We start from the raw sequence: 20223 nt of genomic DNA, 5'->3' as shown, positions 1-20223 counted from the left end.
CCACAAAGGAGGCCGCATGGACAACTTCGCGACATTCGTCACGTTCATCGACCAATGGGCTTGGATCGGCTGGCTGGTCCTGATCGCCGTCTTCCTCGTCATCGAGATGCTCTCGCTGGACTTCACGTTCCTCATGCTGAGCTTCGGCAGCGTGGTCGGTCTGGTGACCGATCTGGTCGGCGTGCCGGTCTGGCTGCAGGTGATCATCGCCGCCGCGGCAGCTGCCCTGTTCATCCTCTTCCTGCGCCCCCCGCTCCTGAAGCGTCTGCGGCGCGGCGAGGACCCCACCAAGTCCAACGTCGACGCCCTCGTGGATCTGCGTGGGATCGCGCTGCACGAGATCACCCAGATCTCCGGTCAGGTCAAGCTCGCCAACGGCGACACCTGGACCGCCCGCGCGGCCACGTCCGTGCCGATCCCCCCGGGAGCACCGGTCGCCGTGAGCGCGATCAACGGTGCCACCGCCATCGTCCGTCCCATCAACGACTAGGAGTACCCCGTGAACGACGCCTCGTTCATCCCCACCGCGATCCTGTGGATCCTCGTCATCGCGGTGATCATCTTCGTCGTGGTCACCGTCGCACGAGCGATCCGCATCATCCCGCAGGCCACTGCCGGGGTCGTGGAGCGTCTGGGGCGGTATCACAAGACATTGACCCCGGGTCTGAACGTCCTCGTCCCGTTCATCGATCGTCTGCGCCCCCTGATCGACATGCGCGAGCAGGTCGTCTCCTTCCCGCCGCAGCCGGTGATCACCGAGGACAACCTGGTCGTGTCCATCGACACGGTCGTCTATTTCCAGGTCACCGATGCACGTGCCGCGACCTATGAGATCGCGAACTACCTCGGTGCCGTCGAGCAGCTGACCACCACCACGCTGCGCAACGTGGTCGGTGGACTCAACCTCGAGGAAGCGCTCACGAGCCGTGACAACATCAACGGCCAGCTGCGCGTCGTGCTCGACGAGGCCACCGGCAAGTGGGGCATCCGCGTCGGACGTGTGGAGCTCAAGGCGATCGATCCGCCCATCTCCATCCAGGACTCGATGGAGAAGCAGATGCGCGCCGAGCGTGACCGTCGTGCAGCGATCCTGACAGCCGAGGGCACCAAGCAGTCGGCGATCCTCGAGGCCGAGGGTGCTCGTCAGGCGGAGATCCTCCGCGCAGAGGGCGACAAGCAGGCGGCGGTGCTCCGGGCCCAGGGCGAGGCTGAGGCGATCCAGAACGTGTTCAGCGCCATCCATCAGGGCGAGCCGGACGACAAGCTCCTCGCTTACCAGTACCTGCAGATGCTCCCGAAGATCAGTGAGGGTCAGTCGAACAAGCTCTGGATCATCCCGAGCGAACTCACCGAGGCGCTCAAGGGCATCGGCAGCGCGTTCACGCCGAAGCCGGGCCAGGGGCCGACGAACACGCTTCCGGGCGCGTGACACACCCCTACTTCGCCAAGGCGCAGCATCCTCGAGTCCTCGCCCACCGCGGTCTGATCAGCGCGGCCGGCGAGGATTCGGGCATCTGGGAGAACTCGGCCGGGGCGTTCGCCGCCGCGCATGCTGCAGGCGCCGAGTTCATCGAGACCGACTGCCAGGTGACCGCCGACGGCGATGTGGTGCTGTTCCACGACCCGACGCTGAAGCGCCTCGCGAACGATCCTCGCCTGGTGCGCGAAGTGCGGACGCGGGAGCTTCGCTCCCTGTTCGCTGATCACGGGGGCCTCCTCACCGTCAGCGAGGCACTCGCGTCCTTCCCGGGTATCCGTTTCAACATCGACGTGAAGACGGATGCCGCCGTCGATCCACTCGGACCCATCCTCGCGGACCACACTCATCGCGTGCTCGTCACGAGCTTCTCCGACGACAGCCGTCGTGCCACGCTGTCGTCCGTACTGCGCGCCGGAGCGTCGATCCGGCCGGCGACGTCCGGGGGCAGCAGGTCGATCGCTGCCTTGCGGGCGCTGTCCGCTCTCCGCCTCTCCCCTGCCCGCCTGCTCCGCGATATCGATGCCCTCCAGATCCCGGAGCGATACGGCGCGCTGAAGGTGCTGACGCCTTCGCTTCTCCGAGCTGCGCACCGTCGCGGCGTAGAGGTCCATATCTGGACCGTCAACGACGCCGATGACATGCGGCGTCTGGTCGCTCTCGGAGTGGACGGCATCGTGTCCGACCGCGCCGACCTAGCCCTCAAGACGGTCTCGTCGCATTAGCCTCACGACTCGCCCCATAACCTCCGGCGCTGAGATTAACCTGTGAGTTCCGCCGAGAAGCCGCCTGCGTGGATGAAGCGCACAGGCTGGAGCGTTATACCTGACAGCGACGAGAGGACCACAAAATGGCAGATCGCAGCCTGCGCGGCATCCGACTCGGCGCCCAGAGCCTACAGAGCGAAGAGGGCGTCGTTTTCATGGAGCGCCGTGAGACCACCTATTCCTGTGACACCTGCGGCCACGTCACGAACCTGATGTTCGCGGCGGACGCCGAACCGCCCCAGACCTGGGAGTGCCGTTCGTGCGGCGCGGAAGCACGCCTGAACGTCGACGGCCACGCCGTGACGCTCGAGGCCAGCGACGAGAAGGCCGCCCGCACCCACTGGGACATGCTCATGGAGCGTCGCACCCGCGCGGAGCTCGAGGAGCTCCTCGAAGAGCGCCTCGCCTTCATCCGGGCCCGCCGTGGTGCCGGCGAAGACCCCACTCGCGAGAAGATCGGCGCCTAGCGCCCCCGGGCGCGCCACCACCCGACGACGAGCGCGCCCAGACCGCCCCAGAGCAGAATCATCTGAATCCAGGGACCCAGGACGACACCAGCCGTGAGGCCGGAACGGAGCTCGACATCCTCGAGCATCGCTCCGGCCTCTCCTGCGTCCAGGCTGGTCACCGTCGAGCCGTTCGCGCGGATCACCTGACTCGTGCCGACGGTCGAGACGTTGACGACGCTGCGGCCCGTCTCGATCGCACGCATCCGAGCGAACGCCAGCTGCTGCAGGTTCTCATCGGTGCCGCGGAAATCGGCGTTGTTGGTCTGGAACACCAGCACCTCGGCGCCGGAGTTCAGCCCCTCCCAGATGACGTCGTCGTAGATCACGTCGAAGCAGATGGCGAGACCGATGGGGACGCCATCGATGTCGACGAGCGGGGGGTTAGAACCCGGCGTGTATTCCCTCTGGATGAGCCCGATCAGGTCGGGCGCCAGCGCGTTGAAGAAGGCGCGATCCGGGACGTACTCCCCGAACGGAACGGGGTGTCGTTTGTCGTGGATCTGGGTCGCCGTTCCCTCGTCCGTCCACAGCATCGAGGTGTTGAAGTAGAGGTCATCCCGACCGGTGGCCGCGTTAGCCAGCAGTGGTGCACCGATCCGCGTGCTGACGAGGGTCATTCGGCGTGCCAGTGCATCATTCTGGAACGGGTCCCCGTCGAGCGAGCCTTCCGGCCACACCAGCAGGTCGACGTCCTGCCCGTAGAGCGGGATCGTCGCATCCGTCTGCGCTTGGATGACTGAGAAGGGCTCACGGTCATCGAAGTAGCCGGTCGGTCCGTTGCCCTGGACAGCCGCGATGCGCATCGATCCGCTCGATGAGGTGGGGAACAGCGGTGTGAACAGCAGGAGCACGACGAGAGCCGCCGGCACGAGCAGCCGGAGCGGATGACGCCAGGCACGCAGGCGGACGACCTCGATCAGCATCGCCACGAAGAACACCATGAGGAAGCTGAGACCACTGACGCCCACCCACGACGAGATCGGGGCGAGCGGACTCTCCGCCTGACTCATTCCGAGTCGCGCCCACGGGAACCCGCCATAGGGCCAGGAACCGACGAAGAGCTCACGACCCACCCAGAGCGCTGCGACGATCGCTGGAAGCCCCAGAAGCCGCCCGGAGGTACCGGGGAACGCCCGTGGCAGCCAGCGGTAGGCCAGAGCGATCGGGACGAGTGCCAGCGCGGTCAATCCGCCCTCCACGACGCTGAGCGCGCCCCAGGGCACCGGCCCGAGGTAGCGCGAGGTCCAGGAGACCAGGAGGGCGAAGAAGAGGATGCCGTAAAAGAGTCCGACCAGCAGTGCTCCCCCGAAGCGCCGCCCGATCAGGCTGACGAGGAGCAGCGCCGTCGCGGGGAACGCGAGGACCCACACGGCGGCCTCGGGGTAGGCGAGATCCATCAGGACTGCTGCGAGGGCGGCGGACAGCGCGGCGGCCCAGAGCGGTAGAAGGGCGCGCCGGGGCGCGCGGGGCTCGGTCATCCCGTCCATTCTCACATCGAGGAATACGCGACGATGCCGCGGCGCACGCCGTCGAGCGCCGCGCGGGCGGTGCGTGCAAGGGCTGCATCCTCTGCCACGATCGAGAGTTGATCGAGGAGGTCGATCGTCTGCTTCGCCCAGCGCACGAAATCGCCGGCGGCCATGTCCGCATCGATCAGCACCCGGTCGAGCAGTCCTCCGCGAGCCCACGAGTGCATCGCGCCGGCCAGCCCTGCGGCGAGCGGCTCGCTCCCCGGAAGGTGGTGGTCCTGCTCCAGGTCGTCGAGCTGCGCCCACAGCGTCGTCGTCTTCTCGTACGCGGCGCGGAACGCTCCGCGCGGGAGGTCGCGCTCCCCCGCGTTCGCCTCATCGCGACGCGGTTCATACACGAGACAGCTCGCCATCGCGGCGAGGGACGGGGCATCCAGGCCCGCCCACAGGCCCTGGCGCAGCGATTCTGCGACGAGGAGGTCGCGTTCTCCGTAGATGCGGCGCATCGTGCGTCCGGCATCAGTGAGGGCGGTCTCACCGTCTTCCTGGACCACGTAGTCGAGAGTCTCCAGTACCTCGACCACGCGGTCGAAGACTCGTGCCACTGTTCCGGTGCGGGTCTCGATCTGTCGCCGGGTCCGGTCGGTCTGCCGCTTGAGCTTCCAGTAGCGCTCCGCCCAGCGAGCATGCGCTTCGCGGTCGGGGCAGCGATGACACGGATGACGCTGCATCTGCGTCCGCAGCGTCTGGATGCGCTTCATCCGCTTGTCCCGGGAGGCGCGCGGAGCGTGGGTGTCCTGACGATTCTTCTTCTCGAGATCGCTCAGCTCCCGACGGATGGCCGCATACTCCGGGAAGTCGCCATGCTCGCAGGCCATCGCGCTCTGGTATCCGGCCAGCGATTCCTCGGCCTCGCGTACCTGTCGTGCCAGTCCGACGACTGCACGGTCGGCCTGGAACTGTGCGAAGGAGGACTCGAGTATCTCTCGCGCCCTGGTCTTGCCGAACAGGTCGATCAGGTTCACGGCCATGTTGTACGTGGGCCGGAAGCTGGAGTTCAGGGGGTAGGTCCGGCGTGATGCGAGTGCGGCGACGGCCTGCGGGTCCATCCCCTCGGTCCACTGCACGACGGCGTGACCCTCGACGTCGATCCCCCGCCGTCCGGCGCGCCCGGTGAGCTGGGTGTACTCCCCCGAAGTGATCGCCACGCGCGCTTCGCCGTTGAACTTCTCCATCTTCTCGAGAACGACGGTTCGCGCCGGCATGTTGATCCCCAGGGCCAGCGTCTCGGTGGCGAAGACGACCTTCACGAGCTTGCGCCGGTAGAGCTCTTCGACCACTTCCTTGAAGGCCGGCAGGAGTCCCGCGTGATGCGAAGCGACACCGCGCTCGAGATTGTCGAGCCACTCCCAGTATCCGAGAACGTCGAGATCCTCGTCCTGGAGTGAACGGGTGCGGTCCTCGACGATGGAGCGGATCTCCGTGCGCTCCTCTGAGGACGTCAATCTGATGCCGGAGCGGCGCACCTGCTGCACGGCCGCATCGCAGCCCACGCGACTGAAGATGAAGAAGATCGCGGGGAGCAGATTCGACCGCTCCAGCAGACGGACGACGTCGGGGCGGTCCATCCGCTCGATCCGGCGAGCGTTGGCGGCCCGGACGGGGCGACGTCCGCCTCTGGGCGGGCGCTGCGCCTGCCGACCGGCATGTCGATCGCTGCGGTACGACTGCGCCTGCCGGTTGTTGTCGTAGTGGGACCCCGTGGAGGAGCGGATGCGCATCAGCTCCTGGTTCACCTGAGCGGTTGCGAGACCCGCACGGTCGTCGAAAAGCGGGAGGAGGTCATCGCGCACCAGGACGTGCTGTTCCAGCGGCACGGGTCTGATCTCGGAGACGATCACCTCGGTGTCGCCGCGCACCGTATCGAGCCAGTCACCGAACTCCTCGGCGTTCGATACCGTGGCGCTCAGCGACACCAGACGCACACGCGCGGGGAGGTGGATGATGACCTCTTCCCACACCGCGCCCCGGAAGCGATCGGCGAGGTAGTGGACCTCGTCCATGATCACGTAACGCAGATCGCGGAGGGCGGCGGAGTCGGCGTAGATCATGTTGCGCAGAACTTCGGTGGTCATCACCACGATGCGCGCGCCGCCGTTGATATTCGTGTCCCCGGTGAGCAGCCCCACCTGGTCTGCCCCGTAGACGTCGACCAGTTCGCGGAACTTCTGATTCGAAAGCGCCTTCATCGGCGTCGTGTAGAACGCCTTGTCAGCCGAGGTCTGCATGGCGAGGTGGATCGCGAACTCGCCGACGATCGTCTTGCCGGCACCCGTGGGCGCGGCCACGAGTACGCTTCGGCCGTTCTCGAGTGCATGGCATCCGGCCACCTGGAAGGGATCCAGCTCGAACTTCTGCAGGGCGGCGAACGCCGAAGTCTGCGGGTGCTCTGCTGCTTCCTGCGCGCGCGCGTACTTCTCGGACGGCGAACTCATGCCGGGTCCGGCAGAAGCCCTGACGCCTCATCGCGTTTGCGTTTGCGCCGGTCGAAGAGCATGGAGAGACCGGCGGCGGCGAAGAAGAGCACGATGAGGATGCCCGCGAGCATCAGCATGCTCACGACATCTGCGGCGGGAGTCGCGAGAGCGGCGAAGACGGTTGCGATGATGATCGCCACCCGCCATCCCTTGAGGATGGCTCTGCCGGACATGACGCCGGCGACGTTGAGTGCGACGAGGAACACCGGGAGCACGAACGAGACCCCGATGACGATCATCAGCTTGAAGATGAAGTCGTAGTACTCCTGAGCCGAGTACAGGTTCGTGGCGCCCTCGGGCGTGAAGCTCCACATCAGTTCGATGATGTGCGGCATGATCATGACGCCCAGGTAGCATCCGGCGAAGAACAGCGGCACCGCAGCCACGACGAAGCCGATCGTGTACCTGACCTCTTTGCGGGTGAGCCCGGGCATGATGAACGCCCAGATCTGCCACAGCCAGACAGGTGCCGACAGGAAGATCCCGATGGAGAAGGCGATCCGCATGCGCATATCGAATGCGGAGGTGACGGTGCCGAAGTTCAACGCACTGAAATTATCCCCGCGCTTGTCGGCGATGATGCGGACCGGCTCCGTGATGAAGTTGATGATCGGATCCGCGACGAGGAAGGCGATGATCATGCCGATGAGCAACGCGAGCGCCGCGAACATCAGACGCTTGCGCAGTTCGACGAGATGCGCGCCGAGCGACATCCGCCGATCCCGATCCGCCTTCGGCATCACGGTCGGTTCGATGGCTGCCACGGCCGGTCAGGCGCGGGGCGGAGTCTCAGGGTCGATGCCCGAGTCCTTGACCGTGGTGGGCTCGACGACGGTGGAGTCGGCGCGAGACGCGTCGTCATCCTTCATGGCCTTCATCTCGCCCTTGAAGACGCGGGCGGACTGGCCCATGCTCTTCGCGAGAGCCGGCAACTTGGCAGCACCGAACAGAAGAAGGATCACGGCGAGCACGATCAGCAGGTGCCAGCCTTGCATTCCAGCGAACATGTCAGGTTTCCCGTCGTCGGTGAGCGTTCGACCCAGTCTACAGATCAAACCTCTGCATCGGGTCGGTGGTAGAGGGCGAGTCCCGAGGCAGCCCAATCCCGCGCCGCAGTGCGCGCGACGCCGGGCTCGACCACTTCCATCGCCCCGCCGAACCGCGCGGCGAGACGCTTGATCGCGCGGGGATCGGCGAGATGCAGCTGCATCGTGACCGCCCCGTCCACGGCGACCTGGATCGTGCCGCGGGGCATGAATCCGCTCAGCAACGGGGCGAGCCTCTCGGCGACTCGCACCGTCACCTCGCGTTCGGCGTCGAGACCGACGAAGGCCTCGGGTACCCGATCGCTGCCATGAGTGATCGGAATGTCGGTGAGCATGGGGGCGCTCACCCGATCGAGGTGGAACGTGCGCATCGCCTGGCGCAGATGGCACCATCCCTGCAGGTACCACTGGCCGTTCGTGATGAGGATCTGCATCGGATCGACGGTGCGCGTCGTGGGCGCCGCATCCGGTGCCTGATACGCGAAGGAGATCGCGACGCCGTGCTGGAGCCCGCGGGCGACGACCTCGCGGACCTCGTCGACGGCACTCGGCGCGACGACGACGTCTGCCGGTGCGTCGGCGGCGCCGCGGGAGAGCTTGGAGATCAACCCGGCGACGAGGCCGGAGTCCGATACCGCCGGCACGGCGGCGACCATCTGCAGACCGGCGAGCAGCGCGGCCGCCTCCCGCGCGGTGAAGCGAGGAACCCGTCGGAGGGCGACATCGTTGGTGATCTCGATGACGTCTTCGAGGTCGAGCAGGTCCCAGTTGATGTCGAACATCTCCTGCGGCTGCTGCCAATAGCCGGACTCGCCGGGAAGACCGATGACGGTGAGCTTCTCCACCATGCCGCGCATCTCCTGCGGGGTGACGCCGAACTCCGTCGCCGCCTCTTCGAGGGACACCTGACCATGCTCGAGCAGGTAGGGCACGAGGGTGAGGTAGAGCCGGACGCGGTCGGCGGCCAGCAACGGCTTGGCTTTCGCGCTCATTTTGCCCCCTCGACGTCGGCATGTGCGCGGACCACTGCTTCGAGACGGGAGATCACGGCTTCGCGCAGCGGTGCAGGTTCGACGACGCGTACCTCGGGGCCGTACGAGGCCAGCTCGTCGGCGAGGATGTGCAGATCGACGAAGGGGACGTTGATGCCTTGCGCCGCTGACGTGGCGCGGCGGCCCAGCCGCAGAGCGGCTTCCGTACCCGGGGTGATCTCGAGCAACGCGGAGTTCTCGGATGCGACGCGTTCGAGACCCGCGAGCGCTCGCTCCCCCGCACCGTCGCGAAGCGCCGGTGCGAAGGTCTTTGAGCTCAGGCGGACATCGCCGACGATGCGGCTGAGGAGGAACGTCCGGTCTTCGTCGACATCCACGTCGACACCGAAAACGTGCCAGCGCGCCTCGTAGTCGACCAGGGCCAGTGGACGGATGCTGCGGCGACGTGGCGCGTCCTCGCCGGGCTTCAGATACTCGAAAGAGACCACCCTGCATCGCTCGATGGCATCCTGCAGGGGGGAGAACGCGGCATCTCTGGCCGTGATTCGTGGAGCGAATCCGATGATGGGCTCATCGCCGTCGATGCCCAGAGCCCGGATCTTCCGCACCCCGGACTGGGCGTCCCCCGAGACGGACTCCGCACTCCATACGCTCCCGGCGAGCCGCAGCACGGCGAGCTCGGCAGGCGAGAACTCGATATCACTGGGGAGATCGTATTCCGCCTGCGGGATGCGATAGCGGGCCTCGCGGAGATCGTTCGGGTCGGCCGCATCGCCGATGGTCTCGATAGGGACGCCGAGCGCACGCAGCTCATCCTTGTCGCGCTCGAACATCTTCTCGAGCGCGTCCGAGCGGGTTCCGGCGTCGGCGCGCTGGCGGTAGCCGGAGACGTTGTCGAGGATCTGCTGCTTGGTCAACCCGATCTCCGTGGCCATGAGCGCCACGACGAGATTCGTCAGACGCTCCTCCGCAGGGATCCGGGTGGCCATCACGGGGTGGGCGCCGTCACTGCGCCCAAGATGTCGACGACGATGGCGGTGGCGGGAGAGCCCTCGCTCGCGGGGAGCACGACGAGGAGCTGCGAGCCGACCGTGGCACCGATGAACTGCTCGGCGGCGGCGCCGATGCTGGGTTCGGCACCCCAGGAGTTCGTGGTGACCTTCTTGTCGTCCCAGCCGACACCCATGATGTTGGTGACGACGGTGTCGCCTGCCCCGACCTCGGGGCCATCGCCCTTGATCAGGGTCTGCGTGATGATCTCGGTCGGTGCCGGGACGTCGGGGATGATGATTCCCGGGGTGCCGTCAGGAGCGCGGACGACGGTCGGGAGGCCCTGCGCGTCGTTGAACTGCAGCGCACCGGATGCTCGGGAAGGCATGACGTCGAGGACATCGACGACGGCGACGACGTTCTCGCCCTTGTCGAGACCGAAGCCTTCGACGTTCTGCGGTCCGAAGTCCTCGGGCGTCAGGACGGCGAGAACCCGGCTGCCTCCGGTCGCGCACTCCAGCACGTCCGTCAGCCCCGGCGAACGTTGGGCCCAGTAGTCGATGCTGTGCACACGGCTCAGGTCGCCGTTGAACTCGGATGCGTAGAGCTTCTTGCCGCTGTCGCCGGCGTAGAAGGCGATGTCGATCACCACGGGCTGGAACTCCGTCGTGAGGGCGAGTCCGTCTCCGACGGTGACATCGGCGAACGAGGTCTCCTCGCCCTTCACCGGTCCGAACACCGAGACGTCCGGCTCGGTGCCCAGCTCGCCGGTCACGTCGGCGACGTTCAAAATCTTGTCGTTGCCGCCACTGCGGTCGCAGGCGGCACCGTCGTCGGACGCCGTCGCAGTGCAGCCCGTGAGGGCGAGGACGGCAAGGCTGAGTGTGGCCAGAACGGCGGACGTTTTACGCACGCGCTCCAGTCTATTCCGTCGCAGCCCCGGAATCGCGCGATGCGGCAGCCAGGCGCGCCCCCTCCGCCGCCTTCTCGGCCTCTCTGGCCCGCTTGCGCAGATTCTTGTCGCTGATCTCGCGGTCGCCGACGGCGCCGGGCGTCCACGCCTCCACGTCCTCGTCGCCATAGCTGCTCTTGGACGCGCGCCGCTTGACGGCGGGGGCCACAGCGCCGGGTGCGAGCCGTCGTGCGGCGAGCAGGAACCCGGTGTGCGCGACCATCCGGTGGTCGGGGCGCACAGCGAGGCCTTCGACGTGCCACCCGCGGACCATCGTCTCCGAGGCCTCGGGGTCGGTGAACAGTCCGGTGCCGCGGATGTACTCCGCCACCCGCGAGAGCTGCGTCGCGGTCGCGACGTAGCAGAGCACGACTCCGCCCGGCGTGAGCGCGTCGGCCACGGCGTCCATGCACTCCCAGGGGGCGAGCATGTCGAGGACCACGCGGTCGACCGATCCTGATTCGACCTCCGTCGGGAGCGCCTCGACCAGGTCACCCACGACGACCTTCCAGGTGTCGGGGTGTTCGCCGAAGAACGTCTCGATGTTGCCGCGGGCCACATCGGCGAAGTCCTCGCGACGCTCGAAGGAGATCAGGTTGCCGGCGGGGCCGACGGCGCGAAGGAGCGAGAGGGAGAGCGCGCCCGATCCGACACCGGCCTCGACCACGGTCGCGCCGGGGAAGATGTCGGCCTGCATCACGATCTGCGCCGCATCCTTCGGATACACGATGGCGGCGCCGCGGGGCATCGACATCGCGAAGTCGCGCAGCAGCGGGCGAAGGGCGAGGTAGTCGTGTCCGGAGCTGTTGGCGACGACGGAGCCGTCGGGCAGTCCGATCAGGTCGCGGTGGCGGAGCACGCCCTGATGCGTGTGCAGCTCGCCGTCCTCGCGGAGTGTCACCGTGTGCAGACGGCCCTTCGGACCGGTCAGCTGCACGCGGTCGCCCGCGCGGAACGGTCCGCTCGGGCGCTGTACGCGGGAATCGGTCATCGTGGCGCTCCTGTCACGGCGGTGCTGCTGTCGAAGAGGTCGGTGAGGTCTTCTGCTCCCCTGCCGGCGAGGGTGGACCAGAGCTGGTGTGCGCCCAGGTGATCCAGGGGCACGATGTGCGGCACCGCGAGCGTCAGCGCGCCGGAGGCGAGGCCGGCGCGCACACCGGTCGGTGAGTCCTCGATGACGATCACCTCGGTGATGTCCACATCGAGGAGGGCCGCCGCCTGCAGATACGGCTCCGGGTGTGGCTTCGGGTTGTCGACGTCGTCACCGGCGACGATGATGTCGAACGCCTCGAAGTCGATCAGGTCGACCACGCTCAGGGCCATCCGGCGCAGGGACATCGTCACGAGGCCGGTCGGGATGCCGGCCTCGCGGAGGCTGCGGAGGAGTTCGCGGGCGCCGGGGCGGAACGGGACGCCTTGAGCGCGGAGCGATTCCTGTACGGCGTCCGTCAGATGCGCGACGATCGCCTCCGGGTCCATCGCGACGCCCGCGTTCTGCAGGATCACAGCGCTGTCGAGAAGCCCGCGTCCGACGAGCTGCAGAGCATCCTCGTGGCTCCATGAACCGCCGAAGGACTCGACCAGCGCCGTCTCCGCCGCCATCCAATACGGCTCGGTGTCGACGAGTGTTCCATCCATGTCCCAAAGGACCGCGCGGGGCTTCCTGCTCACTGGACCCATGCTAGCCGGGCCGCCCGCATCTCGCCGTCGCGGACTAGCCTGGAAGGATCACGTCCGCGATCTCGAAGGGAGCCCTCGATGGATGTTCTCGGTCCGCGCATCGTCATCGCCGCCTTCGACGGCTGGAACGATGCGGGTGAGGCGGCGAGCGGTGCCATCGAGGCGCTGCGGTCGTCGTCGGAGTACGACCTCGTGCACTCCGTCGACCCCGAGCTGTACTTCGACTACCAGTACACGCGCCCGTCGACCCGGATGGATGCGGACGGAAGACGTCAGCTCGCCTGGCCCGAGGCGGGACTCTGGCGGCCGCGCGATCCCGGCCCCGGCCCCGAGTTCTGGCTGCTCACCGGCGCGGAGCCCGCTCGCACCTGGCAGGCGTTCGCGTCGGAGTTCATCGACGTCGCCCTGCGCGACGACATCACCGGTCTCGTCACTCTGGGGGCGATGCTGTCGGACGTCCCACACACTCGGCCGATCTCGATCTTCGCCTCCAGTCAGAACGAGCAGGTCCGGGAGGCGCACGGTCTCGACCGCTCGCTCTACGAGGGGCCGGTCGGCATCCTCACCGTCTTCGAGCATTTCGCGGAGAACGCAGGAATCCCGACCGCGAGTCTGTGGGCCAGTGTGCCGCACTACGTCGCGTCCGCGACTCCTTCGCCGAAGGTCACCCTCGCGCTGCTCGACCGGCTCGAGGAGCTCACCGGCGTCGACGTCGACCGCCAGGTGCTCCGCACGGAAGCCGCGGCCTGGGAGGCGTCGATCGATGCTGCCGCGTCAGAGGACGAGGACATGGCCGAGTACATCCGGCAGCTCGAGCGCACGCGCGACACCTGGGACTCCCCCGAGGCCTCGGGAGACGCCATCGCGCAGGCGTTCGAGCGGTATCTCCGCCGTCGCGACGACGGTCCCGGCGACCGCAAGCGCTGAGTTCCGCTCAGGCGGCGATCACGCCGGTCCCGAGCAGAACCAGCAGCACCGAACCGAGCAGGATCCGGTAGATCACGAACGGCAGGAAGCTGCGCTTCGAAATCCAGCTCATGAAGAACGCGATGACACCGAGCGCGACCACGAAGGCGATCCCGGTCGCGGCGAGGGTGTCGCCGAACGAGAAGAACGAAGGCTCGCCCCAGCTCTTGAAGACCTGGTAGAAACCGCTGCCGAAGACCGCGGGGATCGCGAGCAGGAAGGCGTAGCGTGCGGCTGCGGCACGCTCGTAGCCCAGGAAGAGCCCCATGGTGATGGTGCCGCCGGAGCGCGAGACGCCCGGGATCAGGGCCAGAGCCTGCGCGAAGCCGAAGGCGATGCCGTGCGGATACGTCAGGTCGGTGAGCTTGCGGCGCTTCGCGCCGACGTAGTCGGCCACTCCGAGAAGGATGCCGAAGACGATGAGCATGATCGCGACGATCCACATCGATCGCAGAACCGTCTCGATCTGGTCCTGGAACAGCAGGCCGAGCACGACGATCGGGATGCTGCCGATGATGATCAGCCAGCCCATCCGCGCATCAGGATCGTTGCGCGGAGCCTTGCCGACGAGAGAGCGGAACCATTGCGTCACGATCCGCACGATGTCACGCCAGAAGAAGACGACCACGGCTGCCTCTGTGCCGATCTGAGTGATCGCGGTGAAGGCCGCGCCCGGATCCTCTCCGGACGGCAGGAAGGTGCCCAGGATGCGCAGGTGCGCGCTGGACGAGATCGGCAGGAACTCGGTGAGTCCCTGGACGACGCCGAGGATCAGAGCTTCGAGCAGGTGCATGGAGGACCTTCAGTTCAGGGAGGGCACGGAGCGCGCGGCGCTCAGTACGTGCGCAGCAGATCGGTCAGCACCCGCTGACCGAAGACAAGCGATTCTACGGGCACCCGCTCATCGACTCCGTGGAACATGCCTGTGAAGTCAAGGTCGGCGGGGAGCTTGAGTGGCGCGAACCCGTAGCCGGTGATGTCCAGACTTGCGAGCGCCTTGTTGTCGGTGCCGGCGCCGAGGAGATACGGGATCACGGGCACCCCGGGATCATGGCGGCCGATGCTGGCGACCATCGCGTCGACGAGTTCACCCTCGAACGGGGTCTCCATGCCGATGTCGCGCACGACGATCTCGATGGCGATCTCGTCGCCGACGATGCTCTGGAGCTCGGCCAGGACGTCGTCCTCCGTTCCGGGGATCACTCGCACGTCGACAAGGGCCTCCGCGCGTTCCGGGATCACGTTGTGCTTGTAGCCGGCGGTCAGGGCGGTCGGATTCGTCGTCGTGCGGAACGTGGACCGCAGGAACGCCTCCGCGGGACCTGCCGCAGATGCGAGCGCGTCCGGGTCATCGGTGCTGCGGCCGCTCAATGCGCTCAACCCGTCGAGCAGAGCTTCGGTGGTCGGGGTGAGCCGGACCGGCCACCGCGTGCGGCCGATCGCGGCGACTGCCTCGGCGAGCTTCGTGACCGCGTTGTCGTCGTGCAGACGGCTGCCGTGACCTGCGCGGCCTTTCGCCACCAGGCGGATCCAGATCAGAGCCTTCTCTCCCACCTGCAGCAGATAGGCACGGCGATCGTCGACCGTGATCGAGTATCCGCCGACCTCGCTGATCGCCGCGGTCGCACCTTCGAACCACTCCGGACGATGCTGCACGACCAGAGCCGAGCCTTCGACACCGCCGTTCTCCTCATCGGCGAAGAAGGCCAGGATCAGGTCGCGCTCCGGCTGCTCCCCCGCCCGCAGGATCTCGGCGACGGAGGTGAGGATCATCGCGTTCATGTTCTTCATGTCGACGGCGCCGCGTCCCCACAGCATCCCGTCCTGAACGATGCCTGCGAACGGATCGACGCTCCAGTCCTCCGCCATCGCGGGTACGACATCGAGGTGGCCGTGCACGACCAGGGCCGGCTTGTCCCGATCACGACCCGGGACACGGGCCATCACGTTCGTGCGGCGCGGAATCGGTTCGTAGTACTCGACTTCGAGACCGAGCTCCGCCAGGTAGGCGCCGACGTACTCCGCGGCCTCCCGCTCCCCCTTCGCGTTCCCTCCGCCGAAGTTTGATGTATCGAAGCGGATGAGGTCGCTCGCGATGCGGACGACCTCGGGAAGAGAGGGATCGGTCATGGCTCCAGGCTATCGAAACCGCGCGCCACGCCCGGGCGTGTGGCTCGGTTCGAGAGGCCGCTGAGGACGTGGTAATGTCATTCTTCGGTCGGCAACGACCATCCAACACCTGCGCGGGTGGCGGAATGGTAGACGCGCTACGTTGAGGTCGTAGTGCCCGTAAGGGCGTGGGGGTTCAAGTCCCCCTCCGCGCACAGGATGAGGAAGGCCCCGGATCCACGGATCCGGGGCCTTCCTTTTTGCTCTGGGGGTGACGGGGCGCAAGACGCCTCATCCGGTAGGGATGATCGCCTCCGGCTCGTGGCGGGCGAGCGTGGATAGCCTGCCACCATGACCGACTTCGATGCCGACCGCGAAACCATCGTCCGCGCGTACCTCTACGGATTCCCGCTCGTCTTCAATCTCGACCAGGTGACCCGCTACACGACGACCGGTGTGGGTGCCAACCCCGCCGCCCCGTTCAACGCCTTCAGCCACGCGCGCACGCTCGCAGGACCGGCGGACACCTTCGTGACCATCAACAATGACACGCTCTATTCGATGGCCCAGATCGATCTCAGCGTCGGGCCGGTCGAGTTGAGCGTGCCGGACACAGCCGGCCGGTATTACGTCCTGCAGTTCGTCGACGCCTGGACGAACAACTTCGCGTACGTCGGGCACCGCGCCACGGGGACCGGTGCGGGGAGGTTCCTCCTCATCCCGCCGTCGTGGAGCGGCGATACCGGCGACGCGGTGGTCATCCGGTTCCCGACGACGGTCGCCTCGATCGTGGGACGATGGGCCGTGAGCGGTGATGACGAGCTCCCCGTGGTGCACGCGCTCCAGGACGCCACGACGCTGACACCGCAGGACGCCGAGGCCGTGCCTGTGGGTCTCGCCGCCCCGGACCCGAGCGTGCCCGAGAGCGCGCGCTTCCTCGAGAAGCTCCGCGTCTGGTCACAGCAGTTCCCGCCGGCTCCTCGCGATCAGCCGCTGCAGGACTCCCTCGCCCCGACAGGCATCGCGGCCACGGGGCCGTCGCCGTATGCGTCGATCTCGCTGTCCGAGGCAGCACGCCTGGTCGGTGACCTCGATGCCGCGCGTGAAACCCTCCACACGGCACTGACTCACGGATCCAGCCCGGAGGCTAACGGCTGGAAGCTGACCTTCCACGCCTTCGACTACAACCTCGACTACTTCGAGGTCGGCGCTCTGGACGACCCGGAGTTCAAGATGACGGATCCGAAACTGCGCATCGTCGAGAGGGCCGCGGCGGCGCTCGGTGGTCTCTGGGGCAACCACCCCTACGAGGCGGCGTACATCGTGACCTATGTCGACGATCAGGGCGAGCAGCTCACGGGTTCTCGCACGTACACCCTGCGTCTCGATCCCCCACCCCCGGTATCGGCGTTCTGGTCGCTCACCATGTACTCGGTGCCCGACTTCTACCTGGTGGAGAACCCGATCGGCCGGTACTCCCTCGGCGATCGGACACCCGGACTGGTCAGAGACGAGGACGGTGCGCTGACCATCACGATCAGCCGGGAGCGTCCGGAAGACGACAGCGCGGCGGCGAACTGGCTCCCCGCGCCGAGCGGCGACTTCCGCCCCGTGATGCGGATGTACGAGCCCGACCCGGCCGTTCTCGACCGCCGCTACACGGTCCCTGCAATCACTCGCTCGAAGGGGTGAGTCCGCGCACGCCGATCAGACCGCGCCGACTCCGAACACCAAGCCGAGGACGTAGGTGATGGCAGCGGCGCCGAAGCCGATGGCGAGCTGACGGAGAGCCCGACGGAGCGGCGGGCCACCGGAGAGGACGCCGACCATTGCCCCGGTGCTGAGCAGCGCGATACCCACCAGCACCAGCGCGACGATGATCGCCGCCGCTCCTTGCAGGCCGAAGATCCATGGCAGCACGGGGATGATCGCGCCGGACGCGAACAGCAGGAAGCTCGAGATCGCGGCCGTCCAGTCTCTGCCGACGATCTCGTGGTCATCACCGCTCTGGATGTTCACCGGCCCGGTCGCCGCCCGACCGATCCCGGCTTGCGCCGCCGTGACGATGCGCCGCGCCCGAGCGAGAGACTCGTCCTGCCCCATGCCTCGGGCACGGTACACGAGCGCGAGTTCGTTCTCGTCGATGTCCAGGTCGCCCGCGGCGGCCGCCGCATCCTCATTCGCCTCTGTCGCCGCCAGGAGCTCCCGCTGGGAGCGCACCGAGACGAACTCACCCGCGCCCATCGACAGCGCACCGGCGAGAAGTCCCGCGATGCCACTGAAGAGCACGAACCCGGAGCTCACTCCGGTCGCTCCGATGCCGAGCACCAGCGCGAGGTTGCTCACGAGACCGTCGTTCGCTCCGAAGACCGCCGCCCGGAACGAGCCGGACAGACGCCTGCGACCCCGAGCCGCCAGTCCGCGTACGACCTCGTAGTGCACCTTCTCATCGGCACGCATCGCCGGTGTCGCGTACTGCTCGGAGTCGTAGGGCGACCGCGCCTCCGCGCTCTGGGCGAGTGCGAGCACGAAGATGGACCCGAACCGGCCGGCCATCCATCCGAGCAGGCGGGACCGGATGCCGGCTCTGGGCAGGCGCGCGGGTTCGACTCCGAGCAGGTCGAGCCAATGCTGTTCGTGTCGTCTCTCGGCATCGGCGAGACGCAGCAGGATCTCCCGCTCCTCCCCCTCCCGACGTGCGGCGAGCTTCTGGTAGACGGCACCTTCGGCGCGCTCCTCGACCAGGTATCGCGCCCACCGCCGCCGGTCGGCGGGTGTCGGTTCGGTGGCGGCAGCGGGGGCTGTCATGGATCCTCCAGATGTCACGGAGCCCGGAGCGCGGGCAACCGTTCCACGCTAGCGGCGTCGCCTCGAGAGCCTCGCGCTCAGCCCGGGATTGTCAGCATTTCGGGATTCCGAAGCAGAGGCTTCCGCCAGGCGTCACCGAACTCTCGTGGTTCAGGAACGCACGCGTTTGCGGAGGACTTCGATGCGCGATTGCAGCTGCGTGACCGTCGCCTGTGCGACGGCGGGTCCACCGCAGATGCGTCGGAGCTCCGCATGGACGGCACCGTGCGGCTCACCCTTCTGACGGGCGTAGAGGCCGACGAGACTGTTCAGCAGCTGACGCTGCTCCTTGAGCGTGCGGTGAAGGGGCGCCGGCAGCGTCGTGGTCTCGGTAGGGCCTGCGGAGGCCTCACGTGCTTCGCGCAGGCGGGACTGACGGGATTGGCGCTGCATGAGCAGCTCGTGAACGTGCTCCGGTTCGAGAAGACCGGGGAAGCCGATGAACTCCTCTTCTTCCGGGGTGCCCGGTTCGGCGAGCTGCCCGAACTCCTGGCCCTCGAAGACGACCCGGTCGAAATGCGCGACCGACGAAAGCGCTTGATAGCTGAACTCCTGCGTCAGCGCATCCGACGTCTCCTCCTCACGGTTCGCGCTCTCGAGCAGCGAATCCTCGAGGCCGTCTTCCTCTTTCGACTGGCGGTCGAGCGCGTGATCGCGCTGCTTGTCCATCTCGTTCGCGAGCCCCATGAGCACGGGCACCTGCGGAAGGAACACGCTGGCTGCCTCGCCGCGGCGGCGCGCCCGGACGAAACGCCCGATCGCCTGCGCGAAGAACAGGGGCGTCGAAGACGATGTCGCGTACACGCCGACCGCGAGTCGGGGAACGTCGACGCCCTCCGACACCATGCGCACGGCCACCATCCATCGAGCATCGTTCGCGCTGAACTTCTCGATGCGTTCCGAGGCGGTGGCATCGTCGGAGAGCACGATCGTGGGCTGCTGGCCCGTGATGCTGTGCAGGATCTTCGCGTACGCGCGCGCGACCGTCTGATCCGTCGCCAGCACGAGCCCACCGGCGTCGGGTACGTGATGGCGGATCTCGGTGAGGCGGCGATCCGCCGCGGACAACACCGCCGGCATCCAGTCGCCCTCCGGATCGAGCGCGGTCCGCCAGGCCTGCGAGGTCACGTCCTTCGTGTTGTCCTGCCCCAGGTGCGTCTCGAGCTCATCGCCCGTGGTGGTGCGCCATCGCATCTTGCCGGCGTACATGTGGAACAGCACGGGGCGGACGACGCCGTCGGCCAGGGCACGCCCGTAGCCGTAGTTGTAGTCGGTGCGCGAGATGCGTGCACCGGACTCATCGGGGTGGTATTCGACGAACGGGATCGGCGCGGTGTCGCTGCGGAAGGGCGTACCCGAAAGGAGGAGGCGCCTTTTCGCAGGACCGTACGCATCGCGGATGGCGTCGCCCCAGCTCAGGGCGTCGCCGCCGTGGTGCACCTCATCGAGGATCACCAGCGTCTTCGCGTCTTCCGTGAGGTGCCGATGGACGGAGGATTTGGCCGCGACCTGCGCATAGGTCACGACGGCGCCGTGGTAGTGCCGTGCGGGTGCCCAGTCGCTGTTGCGGAAGCGCGGGTCGAGGCGGATGTGCACGCGAGCGGCGGCGTCGGCCCACTGGGTCTTGAGATGCTCCGTCGGCGCGACGACGATGATGCGGTTGACCTCGCCCATGCGCATCAGTTCGACGGCGAGGGTGAGCGCGAAAGTGGTCTTGCCTGCACCCGGTGTCGCAGCGACGAGGAAGTCACGCTGGTCCGCCTCGAAGTACTGTTCGAGGGCCTCCTGCTGCCAGGCGCGCAGCTTGCTTGCGGTTCCCCAGGGGGCGCGCTGAGGAAAGGACGGAGAGAGCATCGAGTCCACGATAATCGCTGCCGACGAC

19 protein-coding genes and 1 tRNA gene are annotated in these 20223 nt (G+C 67.3%); 7 read left to right on the top strand and 13 right to left on the bottom strand.

Translation table 11 applies throughout. The features are described 5' to 3' along the window. Positions 1-16: 16 nt before the first annotated feature. From CQ045_RS03255 to CQ045_RS03240, 4 genes are all read left to right on the top strand, one after another. Positions 17-490, top strand: coding sequence for an NfeD family protein (locus tag CQ045_RS03255; RefSeq protein WP_105721219.1), 474 nt, complete (start codon positions 17-19; stop codon positions 488-490). Positions 491-499: 9 nt separating this feature from the next. Next, a complete protein-coding gene (locus CQ045_RS03250) occupies positions 500-1429 on the top strand; it encodes an SPFH domain-containing protein (RefSeq protein ID WP_021200567.1) in 930 nt (309 codons plus the stop codon). Next, positions 1426-2202: a glycerophosphodiester phosphodiesterase family protein gene (locus tag CQ045_RS03245; protein WP_105721218.1), complete on the top strand. Its 777-nt coding sequence runs from the start codon at positions 1426-1428 to the stop codon at positions 2200-2202. Before CQ045_RS03250 ends, CQ045_RS03245 begins: the two co-directional genes overlap by 4 nt. A 125-nt stretch (positions 2203-2327) precedes the next feature. After that, a complete protein-coding gene (locus tag CQ045_RS03240) occupies positions 2328-2711 on the top strand; it encodes an RNA polymerase-binding protein RbpA (RefSeq protein ID WP_105721217.1) in 384 nt (127 codons plus the stop codon). Here CQ045_RS03240 and lnt read toward each other — a convergent pair. The 9 genes from lnt to CQ045_RS03195 are packed head-to-tail and all read right to left on the bottom strand — an operon-like array spanning position 2708 to position 12410. Further along, complete coding sequence (gene lnt, locus CQ045_RS03235) at positions 2708-4231, bottom strand: apolipoprotein N-acyltransferase (RefSeq protein ID WP_181156420.1); 1524 nt, start codon at positions 4229-4231, stop codon at positions 2708-2710. The genes CQ045_RS03240 and lnt overlap by 4 nt on opposite strands. A gap of 11 nt (positions 4232-4242) precedes the next feature. Further along, positions 4243-6717 (bottom strand): RNA helicase, encoded by a 2475-nt coding sequence (locus tag CQ045_RS03230; RefSeq protein ID WP_105721215.1) that lies wholly within the window; start codon positions 6715-6717, stop codon positions 4243-4245. Continuing rightward, positions 6714-7472: a twin-arginine translocase subunit TatC gene (tatC, locus tag CQ045_RS03225; RefSeq protein ID WP_105721364.1), complete on the bottom strand. Its 759-nt coding sequence runs from the start codon at positions 7470-7472 to the stop codon at positions 6714-6716. Before tatC ends, CQ045_RS03230 begins: the two co-directional genes overlap by 4 nt. A gap of 57 nt (positions 7473-7529) precedes the next feature. Next, positions 7530-7766, bottom strand: coding sequence for a twin-arginine translocase TatA/TatE family subunit (gene tatA / locus CQ045_RS03220; RefSeq protein ID WP_105721214.1), 237 nt, complete (start codon positions 7764-7766; stop codon positions 7530-7532). A gap of 44 nt (positions 7767-7810) precedes the next feature. Then, entirely contained in the window at positions 7811-8797 is a 987-nt protein-coding gene (locus CQ045_RS03215; protein WP_105721213.1) for a YafY family protein, read from the bottom strand. Further along, a complete protein-coding gene (locus CQ045_RS03210; RefSeq protein WP_105721212.1) occupies positions 8794-9786 on the bottom strand; it encodes a YafY family protein in 993 nt (330 codons plus the stop codon). The genes CQ045_RS03215 and CQ045_RS03210 overlap by 4 nt, the downstream gene beginning before the upstream one ends. Beyond that, positions 9786-10700, bottom strand: a complete 915-nt coding sequence (locus CQ045_RS03205) for a hypothetical protein (RefSeq protein WP_105721211.1) — start codon at positions 10698-10700, stop codon at positions 9786-9788. Before CQ045_RS03205 ends, CQ045_RS03210 begins: the two co-directional genes overlap by 1 nt. 10 nt (positions 10701-10710) lie before the next feature. Further along, positions 10711-11730, bottom strand: a complete 1020-nt coding sequence (locus CQ045_RS03200) for a tRNA (adenine-N1)-methyltransferase (RefSeq protein ID WP_105721210.1) — start codon at positions 11728-11730, stop codon at positions 10711-10713. Beyond that, positions 11727-12410 (bottom strand): HAD family phosphatase, encoded by a 684-nt coding sequence (locus CQ045_RS03195; RefSeq protein ID WP_258130934.1) that lies wholly within the window; start codon positions 12408-12410, stop codon positions 11727-11729. Before CQ045_RS03195 ends, CQ045_RS03200 begins: the two co-directional genes overlap by 4 nt. An 87-nt stretch (positions 12411-12497) precedes the next feature. Between CQ045_RS03195 and CQ045_RS03190 the strand changes: the two genes are divergently transcribed. Further along, positions 12498-13346: a PAC2 family protein gene (locus CQ045_RS03190; RefSeq protein WP_105721208.1), complete on the top strand. Its 849-nt coding sequence runs from the start codon at positions 12498-12500 to the stop codon at positions 13344-13346. A gap of 7 nt (positions 13347-13353) precedes the next feature. On the opposite strand, the gene CQ045_RS03185 is transcribed toward CQ045_RS03190, so the two are convergent. Then, on the bottom strand, positions 13354-14178 hold the full coding sequence (locus CQ045_RS03185; RefSeq protein ID WP_105721207.1) for an undecaprenyl-diphosphate phosphatase: 825 nt from the start codon (positions 14176-14178) through the stop codon (positions 13354-13356). A 41-nt stretch (positions 14179-14219) separates the two neighbouring features. Continuing rightward, complete coding sequence (locus tag CQ045_RS03180; protein ID WP_105721206.1) at positions 14220-15515, bottom strand: M20/M25/M40 family metallo-hydrolase; 1296 nt, start codon at positions 15513-15515, stop codon at positions 14220-14222. Positions 15516-15626: 111 nt separating this feature from the next. Here CQ045_RS03180 and CQ045_RS03175 point away from each other — a divergent pair. Continuing rightward, positions 15627-15709: transfer RNA gene (locus CQ045_RS03175), tRNA-Leu, on the top strand. Positions 15710-15845: 136 nt separating this feature from the next. Beyond that, complete coding sequence (locus CQ045_RS03170) at positions 15846-17186, top strand: DUF1254 domain-containing protein (protein WP_105721205.1); 1341 nt, start codon at positions 15846-15848, stop codon at positions 17184-17186. A 15-nt stretch (positions 17187-17201) separates the two neighbouring features. On the opposite strand, the gene CQ045_RS03165 is transcribed toward CQ045_RS03170, so the two are convergent. Then, the gene (locus CQ045_RS03165; protein ID WP_105721204.1) at positions 17202-18302 is read right to left on the bottom strand and encodes a VIT1/CCC1 family protein; all 1101 of its coding nucleotides are present in this window, start codon (positions 18300-18302) and stop codon (positions 17202-17204) included. A 150-nt stretch (positions 18303-18452) separates the two neighbouring features. Then, a complete protein-coding gene (locus CQ045_RS03160) occupies positions 18453-20195 on the bottom strand; it encodes a DEAD/DEAH box helicase (protein WP_105721363.1) in 1743 nt (580 codons plus the stop codon). Positions 20196-20223: the final 28 nt, after the last annotated feature.

It is taken from the genome of Microbacterium sp. MYb66, assembly GCF_002979435.1.
GTDB lineage: Bacteria > Actinomycetota > Actinomycetes > Actinomycetales > Microbacteriaceae > Microbacterium.
Note: the sequence above shows the minus strand (reverse complement) of the source record. Positions and strands in the feature narration are given on the sequence as shown.